This window comes from Natronosporangium hydrolyticum, from assembly GCF_016925615.1.
Lineage (GTDB): Bacteria > Actinomycetota > Actinomycetes > Mycobacteriales > Micromonosporaceae > Natronosporangium > Natronosporangium hydrolyticum.
This window is the reverse complement of record NZ_CP070499.1, coordinates 2,567,533-2,589,483: the sequence shown is the minus strand read 5'-3', so window position 1 is coordinate 2,589,483 and position 21,951 is coordinate 2,567,533. Positions and strand designations below refer to the sequence as shown.

Below are 21,951 nucleotides of genomic sequence, written 5' to 3'. Positions count from 1 at the left end.
CCCTCCGCGGGCGGGGGGATGAGAGTCCCGCATGTCCGCTGCCGCTGGGCCAACTCCGAGGGTGAGCACCGTTCCACTCTAGATACCACCGCGCCGAGCGCCCATGGTCCGATCGATGACCGCTGCCGGACGTTCAGCCGACCACGGATTGCAGTCATTGCCGGCGCAGGACGTCTCCGGCGGCGCGTAGCGCTCTGCCGACCGGTATAGGCTGACTCTGTGCCTCATGGGTCTACTGGCGACCTCGGATCGGCCCGAGCGGTCTACCCCGGGACGTTCGATCCCTTCACGCCGGGTCACTGGAGCGTGGTCGACCGGTCACGTCGCATCTTCGATCACGTCACTGTCCTGGTCGCCGTCAACGACAGCAAGCAGCCGTCCCAGGCCGCGGGAGCGCGGGCGCAGGAGATCCGGGGCATGCTTCCAGCAGACTGGCGAAACGTCTCGGTTGCTGCTTGGCATGGGTTGACCGTGGACTACTGCCGGCGGCATGGATGCGGAGTGATCGTCCGCGGGGTTCGGAATCCGGCCGATGGACTGCGGGAATCCGAGCTCGGCGCGATGAATGAGGCGCTGGGAGTGTCGACGTTGTTCGTGCCTGCCCAGCCGGAGTTGGCCACGATGTCGTCCACCGTGATCCGGACGCTGCGCGCCGGCCGGGCCGGGGGTTGACAACTCATCATATGTTTGGAATATTTCGGTAGCGCTTCCATCGACGTCCACCCTTCCTGTCTCTCTCGCATGAGGAGGACGATTAATGGATTCCGCCCGCCGACGACCCGTCGCCCGATGGCTCGTCGTGCCGATTGTCGCTGTGCTGGTCGCAGCTGGACTGACGTTCTCGGCGTCCCCCGCCCACGCCGATCACACCCTCCGGCACTCCACCGACAAGCTGGTGGGGGTCGCCATCAACCCCAGCTGGTTCAGTAACGGCACGTACTCGAACATCGTGGCCAGCGAGTTCAGCTCGATCACCGCCGAGAACCAGATGAAGCCGGATGCCCTACAGCCTCAACAGGGCAACTTCCAATTCGGCACCGCCCACCAGATCATCGACTTCGCCCAGCAGAACAACCAGAACGTCTACGGCCACACCCTGCTCTGGCACTCCCAGAGCCCAGGGTGGATGACGAGCCAGTCCGGCCAGCAGCTGCTGAACACCCTGCGGACCCACATCACCACTGTCGTCAATGAGCTGGACGCGGTGCAGCAGTGGGACGTGGTCAACGAGATCCTCGAAGACAACGGTCAGTTCCGCAACTCGCACCTGATGAACACCGGGCTGGGGCAGGGTTTCGTCGCTGACGCGTTCCACACCGCTAGGGCGGCTGGCGGCCCGAACAAGTCGTACTGCATGAACGACTTCAACACCCACAGCATCAACACGAAGAGCAACGCGTACTTCAACCTGGTGCAGGATCTGCTGAACCAGGGCGTGCCGATCGACTGCTTCGGCTTCCAGACCCACCTTTACCTGGGCGAGGACCTCAGCACCATGCAGGCGAACATGGAACGCTTCGCCAACCTCGGCCTGGAGATCTGGATCTCCGAGCTGGACATCCGGATCAACATGCCGGCCAGCCAGCAGGAGCTGCAGGAGCAGGCCCAGATGTACGCGCAGGTGTTCCAGTTCTGCCTCAACGTGCCCGCCTGCCGAGGGGTCACTAGCTGGAACCTGCACGATGGCGCGTCCTGGATCCCCGGCACCTTCCCGGGCACCGGGGCGGCCCATCTGTACGACGAAAACCTGCAGCCCAAGCCGGCCTACTACGCCGTCCTCGAGACTCTCGGTGGTAGCGGCGGCGGCCCTGGCCCCGGGCCGGGCGGAGGCGGCGAGCTGCGCGGTGCCGGGTCGAACCGGTGCCTCGACGTCCCCGACGCGAGCACCCAGAACGGCACCCAGCTGCAGATCTACGACTGCTGGGGCGGGTCCAACCAGCAGTGGACCCACACCTCTTCCGGGGAGCTGACCGTCTACAGCGGCGGCTCGGAACGGTGCCTGGACGCCGAAGGCAACGGCACCGCCAACGGCACGGCCGCGATCATCTGGACCTGCCACGGCGGCGCCAACCAGCGATGGAACCTCAACTCCAACGGCAGCATCTCCAACGTCCATAACGGGCTATGCCTGGATGTGTCGGACTTCGGGACCGCCAACGGCTCCCAGGTCCAGCTGTGGAGCTGCAGCGGCGGCTCCAACCAGCAGTGGACCCTCGGATAGGAGCAACCAGCTAGCTGACGGGGTGACCCCGACCCGGGTCACCCCCGTCAGCCCCGTTACGGCAACAGATGGATCCGGACCCGCCTGGCCGTCACCGCCGCCTCCTGCAGCACGGCCAGCCGGGGCTCCGGGACCTCCAACAGGTGCGGGTGGCGCAGCGGCACCAGCGGTTGCAGCCGGCGGTCGGCGAGCACCGCCTCGACCATCGAACGGTCACCACCACAGACCAAGGCAGCGATCGCATCGGCAGGCTCGGTTGGCGTCCCGGGAACGTACGGCAGCAGAACCCGGGCGGCGATGTCGGCGGCGTCCTGGGCAGCGGCGGCGGTCTGGTTGGTACGACGACGTGCGTACCGTTGCTGCGACCAGCCCCCAGCCGCGGTGCGGCCCTGCACATAAAAGCGTTCTACTTTGGATTTTACAAGGTCGACACCGGCGGCGACCCCGACGGCGACGGCGCCCTTGCGCGCCAACAGCAGACCGATTCGGGGCGGCCGGGTCAGACCACTCAGCAGTGCGTCGACATGAGCCACGTCGGCCAGGCCGGGGGGCGGGTGCAACCTGGCGGTGTCGCCGTTGCTCACCCCGGTCAGGAGCAGACCCTCCTCGGTAGCGCCGTCATGCCGACCGTAGAAGCCGTCGAGCCAACCGCGTAACCGCTCCGGCGAGATTTCCACCCATCGACCGCCGCCGGCCGCGGGTCGCGCCTTCACCATGTCTCCTCACCACCCAGCTACCTCGGAAAGCTCACCATAGCCCGACCGGCGGCGCGTCGGTCAGTGGCCAGCGGCACCCGAGCACAACGGCTGCGGCGAGCAGCGCAGGGTGGGAATCATCCGGTGTCGCCCTTCCCGGCTGGCGCCGCCGGCTCCGCCGGAAGCTCAGCCCACCGCCGGCGCCGGTAGCGCAGGTAGGTGACGACCATGCGGGTGAGCCAGGAGGCGAGGAGCCCCAGGTAGACGCCGAGCAGGCCGAGCCCGAGGTGCACCGCGGTGAGCCAGGCGACCGGCACCCCGACCGCCAGTTGCCCGGCGACGCCCGCGTACATCACGCTGCGGGTGTCCCCGGCGGCCCGGAGCACTCCGGCCATGATCATGCTGATGACCATGGCCGGCACGAGACCGACCAGCACGTACACCACCGACCGCGCCTCCGCGATCACCGCGTCCTCCGGGGTGAACAGCCCGAAGTAGGCCGAGGGCGCGAACAGCGCCGGCAGCACCACCAGGGAGGCCATCCCCGCCATGAGCACCCCGCCGCTTCGACGGGCGGCGTCCGCCCCGGTGAGGTCACGGGCGCCGAGCCGCTGGCCCACCAGAATGGACAGCCCGCTGCTGGCGCTGAACACGACCACCCACAGCACGGTGACAGTGGTGACCATCAGCCGGTATCCCGCCAGCGATGTCGCCCCGAGGGTGGCGACGATCGCAACCAGCAGCACATCGCCGCCGTACGCGGTGATCGCGAAGACGGTGTCGGGCCAGCCGATTCGTGACAACGGCGCGAGGATCTCCTTCGGCCGGCGCAGGTTTACCCTTCGCCAGAAGGCATACTCGTGGCCGAGCCGGCGACGGCCGAACCAGACGATATAGATCGCACCGAGCGCCGTCGCCAACGCGGTGCCGACGGCGGAGCCGACCGCGCCCAGGTCGAGACCGAACACCAACAGATAGCTGGCGGGAATGTTGGTCAGGGTGACCAGCAGCGCGACCCGCATCGCGATCCCGGTCTGGCCGAGGCCACCGAAGACGCCCCGGTAGTGCGCGGTCACCGCCGCCAGCGGCAGGCACATCAACAGGACCCGCAGGACCGTGACGCTGCCCGGCATCGGCTCGCCCTGCGCTACCAGGTTCACGATCACCGGGGCGAGCAACTGTAGGAGCAGGGCAGCGCCGAGCCCGACCAGGGCACAGAACCACAGGCCGACATCGAGGATCCGGTTGATCTGCTGGTGCTCCTCGGCTCCCCGCCACCGGGCCACCAGGATCTGCACCGCAGTCCCCCACGGCAGGATCATCGCCATGGCGAGTACGAAGATCGGCAGTACCAGGCTGACCGTGGCCAGTGCCGCTGTGGAGTACCACCCGAGGATCACGGTGTCGGCCAGCGCCAGCACGATCGGACTGAGGCTGGACACGATCAGCGGATAGGTGATCTGCCAGCTCTGTTTCAGCCGCGCCGTTGGGCTGACCGGAGACGACCCATCCGCGGGCTCGGGGTTGGTCTGGCTCTGTGGCCGACGAAATCGCAGAGACACGCCGGCCATCTTACAATGAAAACCATTATCGGCTTTCGCCGGACCCGGGCGCCGCCCGCCAGCGAGCGAGCGAGCGAGCGTTCCACGGGGCAGGCGGTCCGGATTCCACAGCTGTGGACGTCATCGGCCGGGCTGGATCACTAGGGTCATGAGCAGATGCGACGGGAGGCTAGGGTGACGATGACCTTCAACCGGGCGCTGGTGACTGGCGCCTCCGGTGGCATAGGCGCCGGCTTCGCTCGAGCACTGGCTGCCGCGGGCACCGAGGTGGTGCTCGTTGCGCGCCGCCGGGACCGGCTGGCAGAGCTCGCCGAGGAGCTAGAACAGCTACACCAGGTCTCGGTGGAGGTCATGCCGACCGATCTCGCCGACAGTGCGGCAATCGACCCGGTCATCCAGCGGCTCGCCGATTCCGACCGCCCGGTCGATCTTCTGGTCAACAACGCTGGCCAGCTCACCAACGGGCCATTCGCGGAGCTGCCGCTGGCAGGCGAGCTGCAGCAGATCCAGGTCAACGTGATCGCGCCGATGCGGCTCACCCACGCCGCACTGCCCGGCATGATCAAACGGCGGCACGGTGGAGTGATCAATGTGTCGTCGATCGGCGGTGAGGCTCCCTCGGCCTACGGCGCCGGCTACTGCGGCAGCAAGGCGTTCCTGACCCTGTTCAGCCAGAGCCTCGCCATCGATGTAAAACGCCACGGAGTCCACGTGACCGCATTGCTGCCCGGATTCACCTGGAGTGGGGACCGGCGCGACCTTTCCCCGGACGCGGCGATCTCGCGCCGGGCAGTGCAGGAGCCCGACCGGGTCGCCCGGGAGGCGTTGGTCGCGGTCGCCGCGGGCCGGGCACTCTGCGTGCCCGGCCTGCGGAACAAACGCGCGGTGGCGATCGGACGGATGGTGCCGCGTCGGGTGATGAACGCGGTGCTGGCTAGCGTGAACGCCACCATCTCCGCAGCCCCCCAGGGCCCGCCAGGCACCGCTCGGCCCCAGGACCACCCAACATCGTAGGAAGTTTGATTCACGCGGCGGTCAAGGACTGGTGGTGAAGCAACCTGGCATACTCACCGCCTGCCTGCCGAAGCTCCGCGTCCGTGCCCTGCTCAACGACCCGGCCACGATCCAGGACCACGATCCGGTCGGCGCTGCGGATGGTCGACAGCCGGTGGGCGATCAGCAACGTGGTGCGCCCCTTCCGCACTGTCCGGATCGCCGCCTGCAACGCCTCCTCGTTCTCGGCATCTAGGTTGGACACGGCTTCGTCGAGGATGAGGATCGGCGAGTCCCGCAGCAACGCGCGGGCGATCGCCAGGCGCTGCCGCTGCCCACCGGAGAGCTGGATCGCCCGCTCGCCACAGGTGGTGTCGTAGCCCTGCGGCAGCCGGGCGATGAATTCGTGTGCCCGCGCTTGCCTGGCCGCCGCCTCCACCTCCTCGTCGGTGGCGTCCGGCCGGCCGAGCCGGATGTTGTCGCGCACCGAACGATGGAAGAGGTACACGTCCTGCGGCACGATCGAGACCAGCTCCCGCACGGCGTGCTGCGGGACATCCCGTAGGTCGCGGCCACCGACGCGGACCGCGCCACCGTCGACGTCCCAGAACCGCAGCAACAGGTTGGCGCAGGTGGACTTGCCGGCACCGGAGTGCCCCACCAACGCCACCGTCTCCCCCGGCCGGATCTCGAACGTGGCACCGGACAGCGCGGGCGACCGGTCCGACGTGTACGAGAAGGACACATCGTCGAAGGTGATGCGCGGGGTGAGCTCGCCTGGCGGGGTGGTCACCCGGTCGACCACCTGGGCCCGCTGCCGGATCACCGTGAACACGCGGCGGGCGCTGGCACGGATCTGCCCCAGGCTCCGGGCGGTGCCCGTGACCTCCGCCACCGGCGCCAGCGCCGTGGCCGCGAGTACCACCGTCACCGGCAGCAGCGCCAGTGACAGCTGGCCGGCGGTCACGAGCACGGCCGCCCCGGCCAGGATCGACGCGAATCCGATGGAGAGCAACGCGTCGGCGGCCGACTGCTCGATACCGGCGCGGCGGCCGTACGCCAACTGGTGCGACTGCAGCGCGCGGGTCCGGTCGCGAAGCCGCCGCAGATAGGTCTCGCCCTGCCCGAAGCTCACCAACTCCCGTAGTCCCTGCACCCCGTCCACCACCTCGGCGGAGAGGCCGCCGAGCTCGTCGCGCAGCCGCTGCCCCTGCCGGTCGGCCCGGCGGGACAACCAGACCGGGATCGTCACCAACAGCGACACCACCACGGCCAGCGCCACCGCCAGCCCGGGATGGAAGAACGCCAGTGCGATGACCGCGCCCACCGTTGCCAACCCGGCCACCACGTAGTCGGCGATGGTGTGGGCGTAGAACCACTCGATGGTTTCCACGTCGGCCATGACCGCCCCGCCGACGTCACCGGTGCGCCGCCCGAGCAGGTACCCGGGGGCGCGCCGTTCCATTCCGTCGAACGCCTGCACGCGCAGGCCGGCCAGCAACTGGTAGGCGAAGTCGTGAGCGACCCACATCTGCCACCACTTCGCCAACGCGGCCCCGGCCACCAGCAGCATCATGATCGCGAATCCGCGGACCAGGCCCTCGGCCTCGCCGATGAAGGCACGGCCGACCAGCCACGCCCCCAGCGTCGCCGCGGCGATGCCCAAGCCGTGCGCGAGCAGCCCGGACAGCACGGTCAACAAGAACAACCGGCGGTGCGCCAGCGCTTGCGGGACCAACGTAAGGATTGGCCGACGGACCTCGTCCTCGGCGGTCGTGGTGGTACTCATCCGATGACCTCCTGAGCCGAGACCAGCCGGGCATAGTCGCCCCGCAGGTCGAGCAGATCCTGATGCCGGCCTGCTTCCTGGATCGCCCCATCCTTGATGAGCACGATTCGATCGGCCTCCCGGACCGTGGAGAGCCGGTGCGCGATGACGAGCGTCGTACGGGTAGCGGTGACGCGACCCAACGCCTCCTGGATCGCCGCCTCGCTAGCGCTGTCCACGCTGGAGGTGGCCTCGTCCAGCACCAGGATCGGCGCGTCCTTCAACACCGCGCGAGCCAGTGCGATGCGCTGCCGCTGGCCGCCGGAGAGGCTCATCCCCCGCTCCCCCACCTCGGTCTGGTAACCATCGGGCAGCTCGCGGATGAACTCGTCGGCGTTGGCCGCGGCCGCGGCCGCCCGGACCTCCTCGTCGGTGGTTTCAGGTCGGCCCAGCCGGATGTTCTCCGCGATGGTGCCAGTGAACAGGTAAGTATCCTGCGCCACCACCGACACCATGGCACGCAGCCGCGCCAACGGCAGCTGCCGCACGTCGACCCCGCCGACCAGGACCCGGCCGCCGGAGACGTCGAAGTACCGCAACAGCAGCGAGACCAGCGTCGACTTTCCCGCGCCGGAGGGCCCCACCACAGCCACCGTCTCTCCCGGGGCCACCTCCAGCGAGACCTCCCGCAGCACCGGCTCCGGCCGCTCCGGGTAGTGGAAGTCGACCCGGTCGAAGGTGATGCTGGGCTCCAGGTCGGACCCGTCTGCCGAGGGCTGGTCCTCGACCAGCAACGGCTCCTGCAACAGCGCCTCGATCTGCTTGGAGGAGGTGATACCGGTGTAGCCGGCGTGCCAGTATTTGGAGAGGTCACCCAGCGGCCGGAAGCACTCGCGGGCCAGCACCAGCAACACCAGCAGCGTGAACAGGTCCAGGGCTCCGTTGGCCACCCGGATGGCCCCCAACCCGATCGCGATCGCCGGGCCGGCCAGCAGACCGAATGCGGTGATGCTGGAGTCGAACAGCGAGACGCCCAGGTAACGCATGGTGGCGTGGTACAGCCGGCGGGCTCGGTCGGCGAGCGTCTGCCGCTCCCGGGCGACCGCGTTGAACGCCTTCAGCGTGGTCATGCCCTGCATCGCGTCAAGATAGTCGGAGCTCAGCTGACCGTAGCGCTGCCAGTGCACCTCGCCGCTGCGGGCGAGCATCCGGTCCCACAGCCGCGGCACCACCAGGACCAGCACGATCGAAACCGCGATCACCGCTGCCGAGAGTGGATCCCGGGTTGCGAGATACGCCAGGATACCGGCCGGGCCGAGTAGCGCCACCGCGACCGTCGGAAGGTACCTGCTGTAGTAGGCCTCCAGCGCCTCCACCCCGTCGACCAATGTGGTTCGTACGTCACCGCTACGGCTCCGGGTCAGGTAGCCAGGGCCCAACTGGAGCAGTTTCGCGTAGAGCCGGCCGCGGATACGTTCCTTCACCGCGTGGGCGGTGCGCTGGGCCGCGATCTCACTGACGTAGTGCAGGCCGGACCGCAGCGCGATCATCGCCAGCAGCCCGGTCAACGGAGGCAGGATCGCCGCCAGCTCGTTACCCTCCAGCAGCAGCAGGAAGATCCAGGCCACCAGCACGGCTTGGACGGCGTAGCTGGCCAGGACCAGCAGCCCGAGGATGACGTTCACCGCCAGCGCCCCGCGAATGTCGCCCGCCAACCGAAGCAGGCGCCGGTGCACCATCATGGTGTCCCCTTAGGTGTAGAGCTCCTCGTCGTGCTCATTGACTTGGATCAACAACCCGTCCGGGTCGGCCACCACCAGCGACCTCCCGAACGCCTCGTCCGCGATCCCGCGGCGGGTGGCGAACCCGGCCAAGGCCAGGCGCTGCGCCAATTCCTCCAACGGCCCGGGACAGACGAACGCCAGCGTGACCCGCCCGGCCGCCACTGCCTCCGCCGGCTCGGCGGGTGGGTCCGGCGGTGACATCCCCTCGGCCCGGTGCAGGGCGAGCTGGCCGTCGGGGCCGGACAACTCGACCCACGCGTTGCTGCGGCTGCGCGTCCGCTCGGCCAGCCCGAGGCAGCGGTAGAACCGCAGCGACTTCTCCATGTCCGAGACATACACCACCGGCAACGGGGTCACTCGGCCACCTCCGTCGGGCCGGGCGGCTGCTCCAGGTGGGCGAGATGGCGCCGCAGCGCCTCCTCCACCAGCGCGGAGAGACTCTGGCCGTGATCGATGGCGGCATGCTTGACCTGACGGACAAGATCCGGTGGCAAGTAGACGTTGAACTGTTGACGCGCCGGGGCCATGCTAGCATGCTAGCACCTCACGAACTTGGCGCAAGGTCGGCGCCGATGTGGAGCAGTTTCGAATCAGGCAGAAAACCGCCGTAACCGGTGTTCACCACCGCACCCACCGGCCAGAACGCCGCCACCACCCCGTAACCCTCCGCCCACACCAACTCTTGCGCCTGGCGGAGCAGGTCGTCACGCTCACCCTGATCAGCAGTCAGCCGTGCCTGCGCGATCACATCGTCGAGCTGCTCGTCGGCGACCTGGCCGAAGTTGAGCCCGCCCTGCCCCAGCCAGGTGTACAGCACCTGGGTCGGGTCGTTGCCGAGCCCGTCCATGGTGAGCGGATTGGCGTTGACGTGCCACTCCTCGGGCCAGCTGGCATTGTCGTAGTGAGCCTCGACCTGCCTCAGGTGCACGTCGAATCCGAGCGGAGCCAGCTGATCGCGAAGCAGGATGCCGAGCGACTCGTGGCTCGGGTCCTCCGACCACAGGTAGGTGATGCGCAGCGGCACCCCGTCCCGCTCCCCCACGCCATCCTCCCCCGGCTGGTAGCCCGCGTCGGCCAGCAGCCGCTGCGCCGCCGCGAGATCGGTGCCCTGGGTCTCGCCCGCCCACGGCATCCCCGCGGGGTAGAGCCCGGCCGCCGGCGGCCCCGTCAACCCGAGCCCTTCGGCCAGGGCCGAATAATCGATGCCCTGCACAACCGCCTGCCGCACCGCCAGCTCGTCGAACGGTGGCTGGGTCAGGTTGAACTGGAGGAAGGTGGCCTCGGCTTCCGAACCTGCCACGTAGGTGGCGCGGGGGTCGTCTGCCAACGCCGCCGCGGCATCGGGGGGCGGGGAGAGGGCGATGTCTGCCTCGCCCGCACGCACGGCCGAGACCCGGGCCTGGGCATCAGTGATGCACCGCAGCTCCAGGTTGGCCACTGCCGGGGCCGGTCCCCAGTAGTCCTCGAATCGCTCGGCGTGGATGGTTTGGCCGGTCACGGCGCTCGGTCGGAACGGGCCGGTGTAGACACCGGCCGCCACGACCTCGGCCTCGTCTTCGCCGGCGGCCTCGAGCGCCGCAACGTCGAAGATCGGGTACGAGTAGATGGAGGCCAGCGACTGCGGGGTCACCGCCAGCGGCTCACCGGTGACGATGGTCACTTCCTGCGGCCCGGTCGCCTCGACAGTGCCGGTACTGACCGGATCCGCCGCGAAGCTGCGCTCGGAGGCGTATTCCATCGCCGCGACCACCGCCTCGGCGTCGACCTCCCGCCCGTTGTGAAAGCGCACCCCGTCGCGCAGCTGAATCCGCCAGGTGTCCGGCTGCTCCTGCGTGAACGACTCGGCCAGCCACGGCTCGATGCCACCGTCGGGCAACGGGCGCACGAGCAGCTCCGCCATGCCGTAGCTCACCGTGGACAGTCCGGACATCGCCAGTGGGGTGACGGCACACCGGGACTCGGCCACCGCCACTCGCACCACCTCCGAGTCGGAGTCTGATTCGGACGTTTGCCCGCTGGCGCAACCAGCGGTGAGGGCAGCAGCGGCCACAGTGAACGCCACAGACCTCTTACCCCAACGATCGACCATAGCGTTAATGGTAACGACAATCGTTTTTAAGTCAACTCCGGGGATCGGTGAGTCTCCCATCCACCAACCGAGTCACCCGGTCCGCCAACACATCGAGCATCCGTTGGTCGTGGCTGACCACGACGATCGCGGTGCCGCCCATGGCCGCTTCCCGCAGCAGCCGGATGATCCCCGCACCGCTGGTGACGTCCAACGCACTCGTGGGCTCGTCGGCCACGATCGCCGCGGGTTGGGCGATCAACGCCCGCGCCAGTGCCACCCGCTGGCACTGGCCGACCGACAGTTGCGCTGGCATCGCCCTCGGGTCCACCTGCGCCAGGCCGACCCGGGCCAGCCAGTCCCTAGCCAGGTTTCGGCGGTCATGGCGGGACAGCCGCGGGCCGAGCGCGATCAGCGGCTCGGTGACGCTACGCCAGACCGGCCAGTACGGGTCCAGGCTGCCCGGCGGATCCTGGAACACCGCCATGACGTAACCAGGGCGGGGCACGCGGCGCCGCAGCCCACCGCCTACCCGCCGCCAGGCTGCCTCCCCGGCCAGCCACACCTCGCCACGGTCGGGTGGCTCGATCGCCGCCAGCATCCGCAGCAGGGTGGACTTGCCCGCCCCGGACGGGCCGCCGATCCCGACGATCTCGCCAGCGGCTACCGCCAGGTCGACCTGCCGCACCGCGACAAACGGGTGACCGCCGGTCCGGTACAGCTTGCTGACCTGCCGTAGCTCCAGCACCGGGTCACCCACGGCCAACCACCCAGCATGCGAGGCCGCCCGTCATGGGCGGTGTTTGGTCGTCGCACCCGTCCTCCCGCCACCGGCAGCGCGGCGCGAACGCGCAGCCGGCCAGCTCAGCCCCCAACCGCGGCGGCGACCCGGCCAAGGGTTCGGGCAGCCGCCCGCTTCCTGGTTGCGGCACCGCCGCGACCAGGGCCCGGGTGTACGGGTGCCGGGGCGCGGCGAGCACCTCCGCGGCTACGCCCGTCTCCACCACCTGACCGGCGTAACAGACCGCCATCCGGTCGGCGTGCCGGGCGACCAGCGACAGATCGTGGCTGACCAGCAGCAGGCTAGGGCTGGAGCGACGCAGGTCGGCCAGGACAGCGTCGGCCCGGTCGGCATCGAGCGCACTGGTCGGCTCGTCGGCGACCACCAGCGGCGGTCGGTGCGCGGTAGCGGCCGCGATCGTCGCCCGCTGCAGCATGCCACCGCTCCATTGATGCGGCCACTGGCGCAATCGGTCTGCCGGCTCCGGGATGCCGTGCTCCTCCAGCGCGCGCACCAGCTCACCGGCGGCCGGCCGACGACCGTGCACCCGCCAGGCCTCGGCGAGATGATGGCCGACCCGCCGGACGGGATCGAAGGCGGCGAACGGTTCCTGCGGCACGTAGCCCACGCCGAGCCCTCGCAACGTCCGCAGCGTCCCGGTGCTGGCACCGACCACCTCCGTACCCGCGACCAGCACCGACCCGGAGACGGCCGAACCGGCCGGCAGCAGGCCCAGCACCGTGCGCAGCACCGTAGTCTTGCCGCACCCTGACTCGCCGACCAGCGCGAGCGTCTCCCCGGCGGCGATCTGCAGGCTCACCCCCCGCACGGCGCGGACCTCGCCGGGATAAGTGACGTGCAGGTCGGTCACGACCAGCGCCGATGTGCCCATCACCGCCGCCTGGGGTCCGCGGAGTCCCCGAGGGCCTCTCCGACCAGGTTCGCCGCCAGCACCACCAGGCTGATCGCCACCGCCGGCGCGAGGAGCCACGGCGCCTGCGCCAGGTGAAGCCGGGAGCTGGCGAGCATCGCTCCCCACTCCGCGGCGGGGGGTTGCACACCCAGGCCGAGAAACGACATCCCCGCGATCACGATAATCGTGTGTCCAATATCTATTGTTACGACGACCAGCACCTGTAGGGTCGCGACCGGGAGCAGGTGAGTGGTGGCTGCCCGCAGCCACCCGACGCCGGCCAGCCGGGCGCTGACCACATCCAGGCGGGTTCGGCCCCCCATCACCACCCCGCGGGCCAGCCGGGCATACGGCGGCCAAGTGGTCACCACCAACGCGATCATCAGGTTGGTGAGGCCCGGGCCGAGCGCACCGACCAGGGCGAGCGTCAGCACCATCCCTGGAATCGACAGGATCACATCGACCGCCCGCATCGCCAACGCGTCGACCAGGCCACCGGCGACACCGGCGCACACCCCCACCAACAGACCCAGCGCCAGGCTCAGGAGAAGCACCAGGGCGGTCGCCTCCAGCGAGCGACGACCACCGTCGAGCAACCTTGCCAACTGGTCGCGACCGTACTGGTCGGTTCCCAGCGGGTGCGACCAACTCGGCCCCTGCAGAGCGACGGCGTGCTCCAGCGCTTCCGGATCATACGGCCACACCAGCGGCCCGAGATAGACGGCGGCGAAGAGCCCGAGCAGGAGCACCATGCCCAGCTTCGCGGTCCGGTGCCCCGCCAGTCGCTCCGGCAGGCCACGCGACCACCAGCCGGTCCCGGTAAGCGCCATCATGCGGGCTTCCTCCGCAATCGGGGATCGAGCAACATCGCCACCAGATCGGTGGTGAGACTGACGCCGACCCAGATCAGGGTGCTCACGAGCGCGAAGCCCTGGATCACTGGCAGGTCCCGGGCGGTAACCGCGTGGACCACCTCCAGCCCGATCCCCGGCCACGAGAAGACAGCCTCCACAGTGGCTGCACCGCCGAGCAACAGCCCCAACGTCAAGCCAACCGCAGTGACGAACGGCACCGCCGCGTTGGGCAAGGCGTGGACGAGCAGGATCCGTAGCCGGCTACTGCCCCGGGCGGTGGCGACCGTCGCGTATCCGGAGTGGAGGGCGTCGAGCAGGCCAGCCCGGAGCAGCCGCGACCACCGGGCAGCGGGGAACAACGCCATCGCCAAAGCCGGCATCCACACCCCCCGCCAGCCGCCGTCCGTGACCACCGCGCCCACTCCCCACCGGATCACCACGATCTCGATCAGCACCAGCCCCACCAGGAACGACGGAAGCGCCGCGGCCGTGGTGGCGAACAAGCGGGTAGCCGAGTCCGGCCACCGCCCCGGGAACGCGGCACTGGCCAGCGCGGCCGGCACCGCCACCGCGATCGCGAGCAGGGCGGTCGCCAGGGTCAGCGTGATCGTGGCAGGGAACCGCTCCGCCAGCACGCTCACCACCGGCAGGCCGGTGCGGGTGGAGGTGCCCAGGTCACCACGGAGCACCCCGAACAGCCAGTCCAGATACTGCACCGGCAGCGGCCGGTCCAGTCCGAGCTCGGCCCGGGCGGCGGCGAGTTGCTCCTCGGTCGGCGCCAACACGTGCCGCTGCTGCAGGTAGCGTCGGGCCGGATCACCCGGAGCCAGCGGCAGCAGCGCCCACACGATCACACTGGCGGCCAGCGCGGTGAGCAACGCCTGCGCCAACCTGCGCAGTACCGCGATTCCGAGGCGGACACCGGCCGCACCGCGCCAGCCTGGTCCGGTCACCTCGAAGCGGGATTCGGCGTCGCCCGACCGGGCGACCTCCTCGGCCGTGCTCATCCACCCACCGGCAGTTCAGGGGCGAGGAACAGGTACTGCGGGTCGGGGGTGAACCAGTCAAGCTCGGCCCGCACCACCGCATCGGTGGGGCGAAACGCCAGCACGACCGCGTACGCCTCGTCGGCCACGAGGTGCTGGACCTCCCGCAGCAACGGCGACCGGTCGGGCGGATCGGTCTGCCGCAGCCGCACCACCAGTTCGTCGAGGCGGTCGTCGTGCACTCCCCCGAAGTTCAGCCCGTCCCGCCCCAGCCAACCTCCGATCACCTCAGCCGGGGCGCTGCCGTCCAATGTCAACGAGACCGCGGTGATCGACCAGTCTGGTGGCCAGCCCTCGCTGTCGTACGCGTCCTCGATCTGGGTGAGCACGACGTCGAGTCCGAGTGGCCGCAGCTGGCCCTGCAGCGCCACACCGATGTCCTCATGCTCGGATCTGGTCGACTCGTACAGGTAGTTCACCCGCAGCGGCGTCTCGTCCCTGACTCGGATCCCGTCCGGACCGGGCTGCCAGCCGGCGGCGTCGAGCGCCGCCGCCGCGGCGGTGGGATCGGTCTGCTGCGTCGCCTCGGCGAATGGCAACTCGCTGGGGTAGAGCCCGCGGGCGGGGGTGTACACCAGACCGTCAGCGACCTCACCGGCCAGCCGCTCGTAGTCGACGCCGAGCATGAACGCGCGGCGCACCGCTGGGTCGTCGAATGGCGCCTGGCCCAGGTTGAGCTGGGCGAATACGCCGTGGTTGGCGGTCTCGGCGGTGCGGTACCGAACCCGAGCGTCGTCCGCCAGGGTCGCCGCGACCGCCGCCGGCGGGGTCAGTGCGATGTCCACCTCGCCGCTGCGCACCGCCGCCACCCGCGACTGCGGATCGGTCATCGGTATGATCTCGAGCTCGGACCAGTGTGGCGACTCGCCCCAGTACTCCTCGAACCGGGCAGCGACGATCCGCTGGCCGTCGGCCCGGATCGGCCGGTACGGGCCGGTATAGATCCCAGCCGCGACGATCTCTTGCTCGTTGTCACCGGCCGCGTCCAGCGCCGCGACGTCGTACACAATGTAGTAACGGAAGACTCCGGCCAGGTCCTCCGGGACGGTGGCGGTCGGTTCGGGCGTGGTAAGGGTGAACTCCAGCTGGTCGGTCACCCGCAGCTGACCGGTGCTGATCGCGTCCTGCCGGTAACTGCCTTCAGCTTGCCGGGTGAGCGCGGCCACGACCGCGGCGGCGTCAACCGGGTTGCCGTTGTGGAAGCTGACGCCGCTCCGCAGCGTCAGCCGCCACCTGGTGGGATCGTCGCGAGTGTACGACTCCAGCAGCCAGGGCGTGGCTGTGCCGTCCGGTTCGGGACGGAGCAGCTGCTCGGCGACGCCGTAACTGGCGATCGAGTAGCCGAGAAACCCACGTGGTTGCAGGGTGGGCCGAAGCTCAGGGACGGCGACTCGCAACCGCTCCTCGTCCGGGGTGGTTTCGCCCGCTTCCGCGCACGCAACCAACACCGCGACAGCCGCAACCACGGCGGCGACCATCGCCGCGACCGGGCGTCGCCGGTCCGGCCCGGAACCGTTGGCATCGCGCATCGAGACCTCCTGCACCTTGCGCACCAATACGGTGGTCGCGTTGCGCGGCGGGAAAGTTCCTCGGTCTGCGCGTCGATTCAGGCATGTGGAAGGGGAAAGTAGTTCAGCTCTTGCTCGGTGAGCGGTCCGCTGCGCCAGCCGAGCTGCACCGCCGCGTCCTGGATCCGGCGCCGGCCCAGGAAGGGGAAAGCTGCCGGAAAGTTAGGCACCAGGCCTGGGATAATGACCCTGACCACACGAAAGCCGGCCATGGCTACATCCTGGGTCGTAAGATCCACATAGATGATCTCGTAGCCGCGGGCCTCGATCAGCTTCCGGTAGGTCTGCAGGGAACGGTCGGGCAGTTGCGGCACGTCGGACATCGGCCGAACGCCCGGCGGGTCCAGCCAGGGCCGTACCACCTCGGCGGCCCGCGGGTCGAGAAAGATCTCCTGCTGGCACATGAGGTCGTTCACGTCGCTGAAGTCCGGGGCGTAGGAGTCCAGGTACGCCTGATCCTCCCGCCACGGCTTCAACGGCATGCTGACCCAGCCCTCGGCGATCGCGCTTCGAGTCAGCCCGGTGGGATCCTGGATGTCGCGGCTGCCGTCCTGCAGGGTGAGCGCCTCGGTCCACGCCTTGCGAGCCGCCTCCAGCGGGTCGTTGCGGGCCGCGAAGCCAACGTTGAGCAGGCCCTCATCATGCTTCTCTAGCACGCCAGCGATGACCGGGATGTCGAACTCGTTCTCCAGGTAAATCAGCCATGGCCGCTGACCGTGCGCCCGGGGCGCCCCGGCCCAGAGCGCGGCGAGCTCGTCCGGCAGCTCCAGTTTGGGTAGCGGCTGCCGGTTGTGCCACCAGATCATGGTGGCGTCACGCTCCACCACCTCCTCGATCCCGGAGGCGAGCGCCCACTCCAGGCTCGGGCCGGCGGCGATCCCGGGGTAGTAGAGGTAGTTGGTGGGCGGTACGTCGGCGTACTGGTCCATGTACCAGTTGACATACACCAGGCTCGCCGGCACCCACACCGCCCGCTCCCGGGTCAGCGAGTGGCCGCGTACCCAGTGGGTCGACAGCTCCGGCGTGAACCGCACAAAGGGGAACCCGGCCGAGTCGTAGAGCCGATCGGAGTAGAGCACCAGCTGCTCCGGATCGACCGCAACCTCGCCCTCGGCGCGCAGCTGCGCATAGGACGCCTCCCTGACCTGCACCGTCTCCGTCACGCAGTTGCCGCAGTACCGTTCCACCGCCTCCCCGACCGCGGCCTGCTGGGCTCCCACCAGGTCGTCGAACGCACTCCCGCCGCACACGACGTTGTTGGCCCAGGTGTAGATCCGACGCATGTCGGCGACGTTGCTCTGCACGGTCATCAGCCGACTGGGGATCGACTCGTGGTGGTCGTACCGGGGAAGATTGGTGATCAGGCCGGTGCGGGAGTCGCACAGCAGTTGCATGTCACCGCCGACCGGATCGGCATCCACCGGGCGGTCCGGCAGCGGCAGCAGCGGATGGCGAACCACGGTGAAGCCGACCGGGTCGAGCTCGACCTCCGCCCAGCTGGTCCGGGCGGCCACCCCGGCCAAGCCGCGCTCGACATCGATCAGCAGGAGATGCAGCATCCAGCTCAGCTCCGCCGCCGGCGGCAGGTACGGCCGGCCGGCGGCCAGCGGCGCGAGCAGCGCGTCATGCACGTCCACCCGCTCGGCGGCGGTCAGCCGTCGCCCAAGCAGGTCCTGGTAGTCAGGGGTATGGCCGGGCACAACGGTGGGACCGGCGAAGCCACGTCCCTGTGCCAGGTGAAACTGTGACCATCGAACTCCGTGACGGGCGCAGATCTGGTCTACGCCGAGCAGCATGGCCTGATCGGCCCGGTCCCGCAGCGGCAGCACGAACGGCTCGGCGGCGCACCGGTCCAGGGTGGTCTCCAGCCCGGGCAGGTCGGTCCGGGTGAGGGTGTGGAAGCTTGCCACGATCGGGACGGAGCAGGCCGCTTCGACCAACTCGGGGTCTCCCAGCAGCACCAGCGTGGTCCGAGCCACCCGTCCGAGGTCTGCCGGGTCGCCACCGAACCGGGTCCAGTGGACCTGCTCGTCCGGCTGGTGCGGGTCAAGCAGGCAGCCGGCGTCGCGCAGCTGGTCGATCACCTCTCGGTAGCCAGCCGGGTCGGGGGTCTCCGCTGCCAACGCAGTCAGCGATGTGGCACCGTCGCAGCGGTCCAGGAGGCCACCGAGGACTGCCACCGGTGCGGCGACCTCGAACATTGTCCCGTCCGGGGCGACGACCAGGGACTGGTCAGGCCCGAAGCGGCGCACCTCCGCGTACGCCAGGCGGGGGCCGCGAAACGGTTGGTCGGTCGGCGCTGGCACAGGCGGCTCCTCCAGTCAGCGTGGGGGCGGGCCCCGGGATGCCTCGCATCCGGGGCCCGCCGGCAGTGGCGCAAGAACGCCGAGGTCACTTCTTCTGCCAGTCGAACGTCGGCGCCAGGGCCGTGTGATGGTTGTGCAGCGCGATTAGCTTCGCGGCACGGTCGACAACCAGCTTCTTGATCATGTTTCACCTCCTCCCATGAGGGCAACGCACTCCGCCGAAGGTAGTGAAGCCGGCTCGACCCCGTCATCCACTGTTGACTGATCCTGGCCGGTTACCAGGTGGAGGTCAGGAGCAGAGAATTCCACAGCTAGCTGATTGACGCCGGCCACAGTCATCGGGTCGGGGCCGCGACCGCTAGACCGTGCTGGTAGTAGAACGCCACCGCATGCGCCCGACTGGGTACGCCGAGCTTGGTGAGTACATGGTGCAGATGGGAGCGGACCGTCGCCTTGGACACCCACAGCGCCTCGGCGATCTCGGAGTCGTTCAGTCCGCTGGCGATCAGGCCGAGCACCTCCAGCTCTCGGCGACTGAGCGCAGCGGCGACCGCAGGCTGCTGCCCCACCGGGAGGGCTCGCATGGCGAAGTCGATCAGACGGCCGACCATCGTCGGAGTCAGCGCGGGCTTGCCCGCCAGCACCGCCCTGACATCGCGCAACAGTTCAGTCGAGGAACAGCTCCGGCTGACCACCCCCCGCACTCCCATACGTACGGCGTCCAGCAGGAGCTCCTCCTCCCGCTCGGTGCACATAAGAATGAGCTGCGGAGCAGTTCCGCCAGTGGCGGCCAACCGGCGCACCGCCGCGGCCAGGTCGAGGTCGGGGACCGGCACGCCCAGCAGTACGAGGTCGGCGCGGTGAGTCCGGACCGCAGTGATCGCCTCGGCCGCGGTCCGGACCTCGCTGACGACGGCCAGGTCAGACTCCGGCGAGAGGACCGCACACAGTCCAGCCAGCACCATCGTCTGCTGATCACAGATGACCACCCGCGCGACCTTCGCCGGCGAGCCGGCCGCGTCCCGCTGCATCCACTACCTCCCCGAGTCGCGACCGCTGCGCCGCGATCGCCCGGGCCGCCAGCGTAGCGAAAACGATAATCACTTTCAGGACAGACGACAACCGGCAACCCGTCACATACACAACCCCGTCAGTGCCGCTACCGAACGTGAATACATAGTCGCTAGAACCGCCCGGCGCGTTCCCGCTGTAATCCATCCCACATCGCCGGACACAACCGATGTCCCGAAGACACCGAGGGCGGTGGCACGATTGCCGACGTGGATCAGGAAAACCAGTGGCTCAAGATGATCAGAGAGAATCCGGACCACTCCCGGTGGTACATCGAACGGTTCCGGGCGATGGCCGAAGACGGAGCCGACCTGGCCGGCGAAGCCCGGCTGATCGACGCGATGGTCGACCGCGGGTCGCGGATTCTCGACGCCGGGTGCGGCACCGGCCGGGTCGGTGGCGCCCTCGCCGCCCTCGGCCACGAGGTGATCGGAGTCGATCTTGATCCGGCCCTGATCGAAGCCGCCCGCGCCGACCACCCGGGGGCCCAGTGGCTGGTCGGTGACCTGGCCGGGCTGGACCTGCCGGCAGCCGGGATCACCGAGGGGTTCGACGCGATCGTCTGCGCCGGCAACGTCGTCACCTTCCTGGCTCCGGCCACCCGCGGCGAGGTCCTCCGCCGACTAGGTGCCCACCTGCGGGGCGACGGCCGGCTGGTGGTCGGGTTCGGCGCAGAGCGCGGATACCCGTACGAGGAGTTTCTCGGCGACGCCCGATCCGCTGGGCTGGTGCCCGAGCTACTACTCGCGACCTGGGACCTGCGCCCGTTCACCGATGGTGCCGAGTTCATGGTCGCGCTGCTGCGGCGGTCTGCCTAGGGTCCCAACCAGCCGCCGGCTAGCCGGGCGGGCAGGCCAGTAACGGCTCGGCGACCGGGTCGGTGTGGGCCTGCTCGCCGCTCGCCGCGGTTACCGCCACCGACCAGCTCACCGACCTGAACGGCTCCGCCGTTACCCGGTGGGTCGCGGTCGAACCCGCCAGCACCATCGGGTGCTCCTGCGGCGGGCCCGAATCCGCCAGGACCGTGAGGACCGCCTCGACCACCGGGGCGCTCGCCTGCGCCTCGACGCTGAGCAGGTACTGGCCTCGGACACACTCGAGGCTCGCCTCGGCGGTCACGGTCAGCGGCGCTGGCGGCCCACCCACCGCGGTGGTGCCTGGTGGAGCCGGCGGCGCCACCGGGGGCGGCGGCGGGGGCGCGTTAGCCGGCTCGGTGGTGGCGGGGACGTTCGTCGACGGACCAGTCGCCGCCGGGCCGGTGCTCGTCGCTGGCGGTGCGAGCGCCGACGCGGTGGGGAGCACGGTCGGCGCAGCCGCCGGCGCGTCGGCCGCCGACCCGACCAGCGGCAGCAACCCGCCAGCGGTGACCAGCAACGCCACTGCGGCCGCACTCGCGCCGGCCAATCGGGTACGCCGGCGCCGCAGCGCGTCCAGTGGCCGGGGGAAGCCGTCGTGCCCGAGCTGACCGGCGCGCAGATCGATCGCCTCCCGCACCGACCCGGCCTGCGGGTCGAAGCTGCTCCGTTGCACCCTCGGCCACAGCTCAGCCGGCAGGAGCAACCACGGCGCGGCCGCGTAGGCCGAGAACAAGGCGGCCGGGCGCAGCTGCCGGCGCTGCCGTTCGGCGCAGCTGTCGCACATCTCGATGTGCCGGCTCACCCGCTTACGCAGCAGCGCGGTCAGCCGACCGTCCCAGCCGCTGAGCAACGTGGCCAGCTCCGGGCAGTCACCCTGCCCGGTCCGCGCCACCAGCAGCGCCCCCAGCGCCCGCTCTAGCTGCGCACGGGCTCGCGAGAGCCGGGCGTGGGCATGGGCGACGGAGATCCCCAGCAGCACACTCACCTCTGCGGCCGGCAGGTCGTGCCGGACCGAAAGCTCGAACACCTCCCGGTCGCCCTGGTTCAACCCCTCCGCGGCGGCCCACACCAACTCCTGCAGCTCCGCCTCGCGTACCCCGGCGAGCGGGTCTTGCTCGGATTCGCCCATCTCTGCCACCTCTGCCACCGGCACCTGCCGGGCCCTCCCACGCAGCTGCCGTAGGCACTCGTTGCGGGCGATCGCGTACAGCCACGGGCGCAGCCGGTCGGGCTCCCGGAGCTGGCCGGCGCGCTGACTGGCGATCACGAACGTGTCGTGCACCGCGTCCGCGGCCGAGTCGGCGTCGCGCAGCATGCTCCGGCAGTAGGTGAGCAGACGATCCGCGTACGTGCGGTAGGCACTCTCGAGGCCGCGTTGGTCGCCAGCGACCAACGCGGCCACCAGGGCACGGTCGTCCACAGTCATCACTGTAGTGCCAGCACCCGGCCCTGTCGCCCACCCGA

The 21,951-nt window shown here is 69.7% G+C and carries 19 protein-coding genes; 4 read left to right on the top strand and 15 right to left on the bottom strand.

Annotation, left to right across the window (positions count from 1 at the left end):
* Positions 1-219 precede the first annotated feature (219 nt).
* A complete protein-coding gene (gene coaD / locus JQS43_RS11445) occupies positions 220-672 on the top strand; it encodes a pantetheine-phosphate adenylyltransferase (protein ID WP_239679063.1) in 453 nt (150 codons plus the stop codon).
* Positions 673-799: 127 nt separating this feature from the next.
* Positions 800-2,221 (top strand): endo-1,4-beta-xylanase, encoded by a 1,422-nt coding sequence (locus JQS43_RS11440; protein ID WP_239679062.1) that lies wholly within the window; start codon positions 800-802, stop codon positions 2,219-2,221.
* Positions 2,222-2,277: 56 nt separating this feature from the next.
* Here the strand turns inward: JQS43_RS11440 and JQS43_RS11435 are convergent, their stop codons facing one another.
* Positions 2,278-2,937, bottom strand: a complete 660-nt coding sequence (locus JQS43_RS11435) for an acVLRF1 family peptidyl-tRNA hydrolase (RefSeq protein ID WP_239679061.1) — start codon at positions 2,935-2,937, stop codon at positions 2,278-2,280.
* Between the two features lie 116 nt (positions 2,938-3,053).
* A complete protein-coding gene (locus JQS43_RS11430; RefSeq protein ID WP_239679060.1) occupies positions 3,054-4,478 on the bottom strand; it encodes an MATE family efflux transporter in 1,425 nt (474 codons plus the stop codon).
* 180 nt (positions 4,479-4,658) lie between these two features.
* Between JQS43_RS11430 and JQS43_RS11425 the strand changes: the two genes are divergently transcribed.
* Positions 4,659-5,492 (top strand): SDR family NAD(P)-dependent oxidoreductase, encoded by an 834-nt coding sequence (locus JQS43_RS11425; RefSeq protein WP_239679389.1) that lies wholly within the window; start codon positions 4,659-4,661, stop codon positions 5,490-5,492.
* A gap of 10 nt (positions 5,493-5,502) precedes the next feature.
* Here the strand turns inward: JQS43_RS11425 and JQS43_RS11420 are convergent, their stop codons facing one another.
* The 12 genes from JQS43_RS11420 to JQS43_RS11365 all read right to left on the bottom strand — a co-directional run bounded on the left by JQS43_RS11420 (position 5,503) and on the right by JQS43_RS11365 (position 19,590).
* Positions 5,503-7,260 carry an ABC transporter ATP-binding protein gene (locus tag JQS43_RS11420; protein WP_239679059.1) on the bottom strand — a complete coding sequence of 586 codons (1,758 nt, stop codon included), beginning with the start codon at positions 7,258-7,260 and terminating at the stop codon, positions 5,503-5,505.
* A complete protein-coding gene (locus tag JQS43_RS11415) occupies positions 7,257-8,981 on the bottom strand; it encodes an ABC transporter ATP-binding protein/permease (RefSeq protein WP_239679058.1) in 1,725 nt (574 codons plus the stop codon). The genes JQS43_RS11420 and JQS43_RS11415 overlap by 4 nt, the downstream gene beginning before the upstream one ends.
* A gap of 9 nt (positions 8,982-8,990) precedes the next feature.
* On the bottom strand, positions 8,991-9,380 hold the full coding sequence (locus tag JQS43_RS11410; protein ID WP_239679057.1) for a VOC family protein: 390 nt from the start codon (positions 9,378-9,380) through the stop codon (positions 8,991-8,993).
* Positions 9,377-9,550 (bottom strand): ribbon-helix-helix domain-containing protein, encoded by a 174-nt coding sequence (locus JQS43_RS11405; protein WP_239679056.1) that lies wholly within the window; start codon positions 9,548-9,550, stop codon positions 9,377-9,379. Before JQS43_RS11405 ends, JQS43_RS11410 begins: the two co-directional genes overlap by 4 nt.
* 17 nt (positions 9,551-9,567) lie before the next feature.
* A complete protein-coding gene (locus JQS43_RS11400) occupies positions 9,568-10,995 on the bottom strand; it encodes an ABC transporter substrate-binding protein (protein ID WP_239679055.1) in 1,428 nt (475 codons plus the stop codon).
* Between the two features lie 148 nt (positions 10,996-11,143).
* Positions 11,144-11,851, bottom strand: coding sequence for an ABC transporter ATP-binding protein (locus JQS43_RS11395; RefSeq protein ID WP_239679054.1), 708 nt, complete (start codon positions 11,849-11,851; stop codon positions 11,144-11,146).
* Positions 11,844-12,764, bottom strand: a complete 921-nt coding sequence (locus JQS43_RS11390; RefSeq protein ID WP_239679053.1) for an ABC transporter ATP-binding protein — start codon at positions 12,762-12,764, stop codon at positions 11,844-11,846. The genes JQS43_RS11395 and JQS43_RS11390 overlap by 8 nt, the downstream gene beginning before the upstream one ends.
* Positions 12,764-13,618 carry an ABC transporter permease gene (locus tag JQS43_RS11385; RefSeq protein WP_239679052.1) on the bottom strand — a complete coding sequence of 285 codons (855 nt, stop codon included), beginning with the start codon at positions 13,616-13,618 and terminating at the stop codon, positions 12,764-12,766. The genes JQS43_RS11390 and JQS43_RS11385 overlap by 1 nt, the downstream gene beginning before the upstream one ends.
* Entirely contained in the window at positions 13,615-14,646 is a 1,032-nt protein-coding gene (locus JQS43_RS11380; protein WP_239679051.1) for an ABC transporter permease, read from the bottom strand. Before JQS43_RS11380 ends, JQS43_RS11385 begins: the two co-directional genes overlap by 4 nt.
* Positions 14,643-16,214, bottom strand: a complete 1,572-nt coding sequence (locus tag JQS43_RS11375) for an ABC transporter substrate-binding protein (RefSeq protein WP_239679050.1) — start codon at positions 16,212-16,214, stop codon at positions 14,643-14,645. Before JQS43_RS11375 ends, JQS43_RS11380 begins: the two co-directional genes overlap by 4 nt.
* Positions 16,215-16,291: 77 nt before the next feature.
* A complete protein-coding gene (locus JQS43_RS11370) occupies positions 16,292-18,559 on the bottom strand; it encodes a YcaO-like family protein (RefSeq protein ID WP_239679049.1) in 2,268 nt (755 codons plus the stop codon).
* A 335-nt stretch (positions 18,560-18,894) separates the two neighbouring features.
* A complete protein-coding gene (locus JQS43_RS11365; RefSeq protein WP_239679048.1) occupies positions 18,895-19,590 on the bottom strand; it encodes a response regulator transcription factor in 696 nt (231 codons plus the stop codon).
* Positions 19,591-19,866: 276 nt separating this feature from the next.
* Here JQS43_RS11365 and JQS43_RS11360 point away from each other — a divergent pair, with 276 nt between their 5' ends.
* Positions 19,867-20,448, top strand: a complete 582-nt coding sequence (locus tag JQS43_RS11360; RefSeq protein ID WP_239679388.1) for a class I SAM-dependent methyltransferase — start codon at positions 19,867-19,869, stop codon at positions 20,446-20,448.
* A 19-nt stretch (positions 20,449-20,467) separates the two neighbouring features.
* Here the strand turns inward: JQS43_RS11360 and JQS43_RS11355 are convergent, their stop codons facing one another.
* Entirely contained in the window at positions 20,468-21,907 is a 1,440-nt protein-coding gene (locus tag JQS43_RS11355; protein WP_239679047.1) for an RNA polymerase sigma factor, read from the bottom strand.
* Between the last annotated feature and the right edge of the window lie 44 nt (positions 21,908-21,951).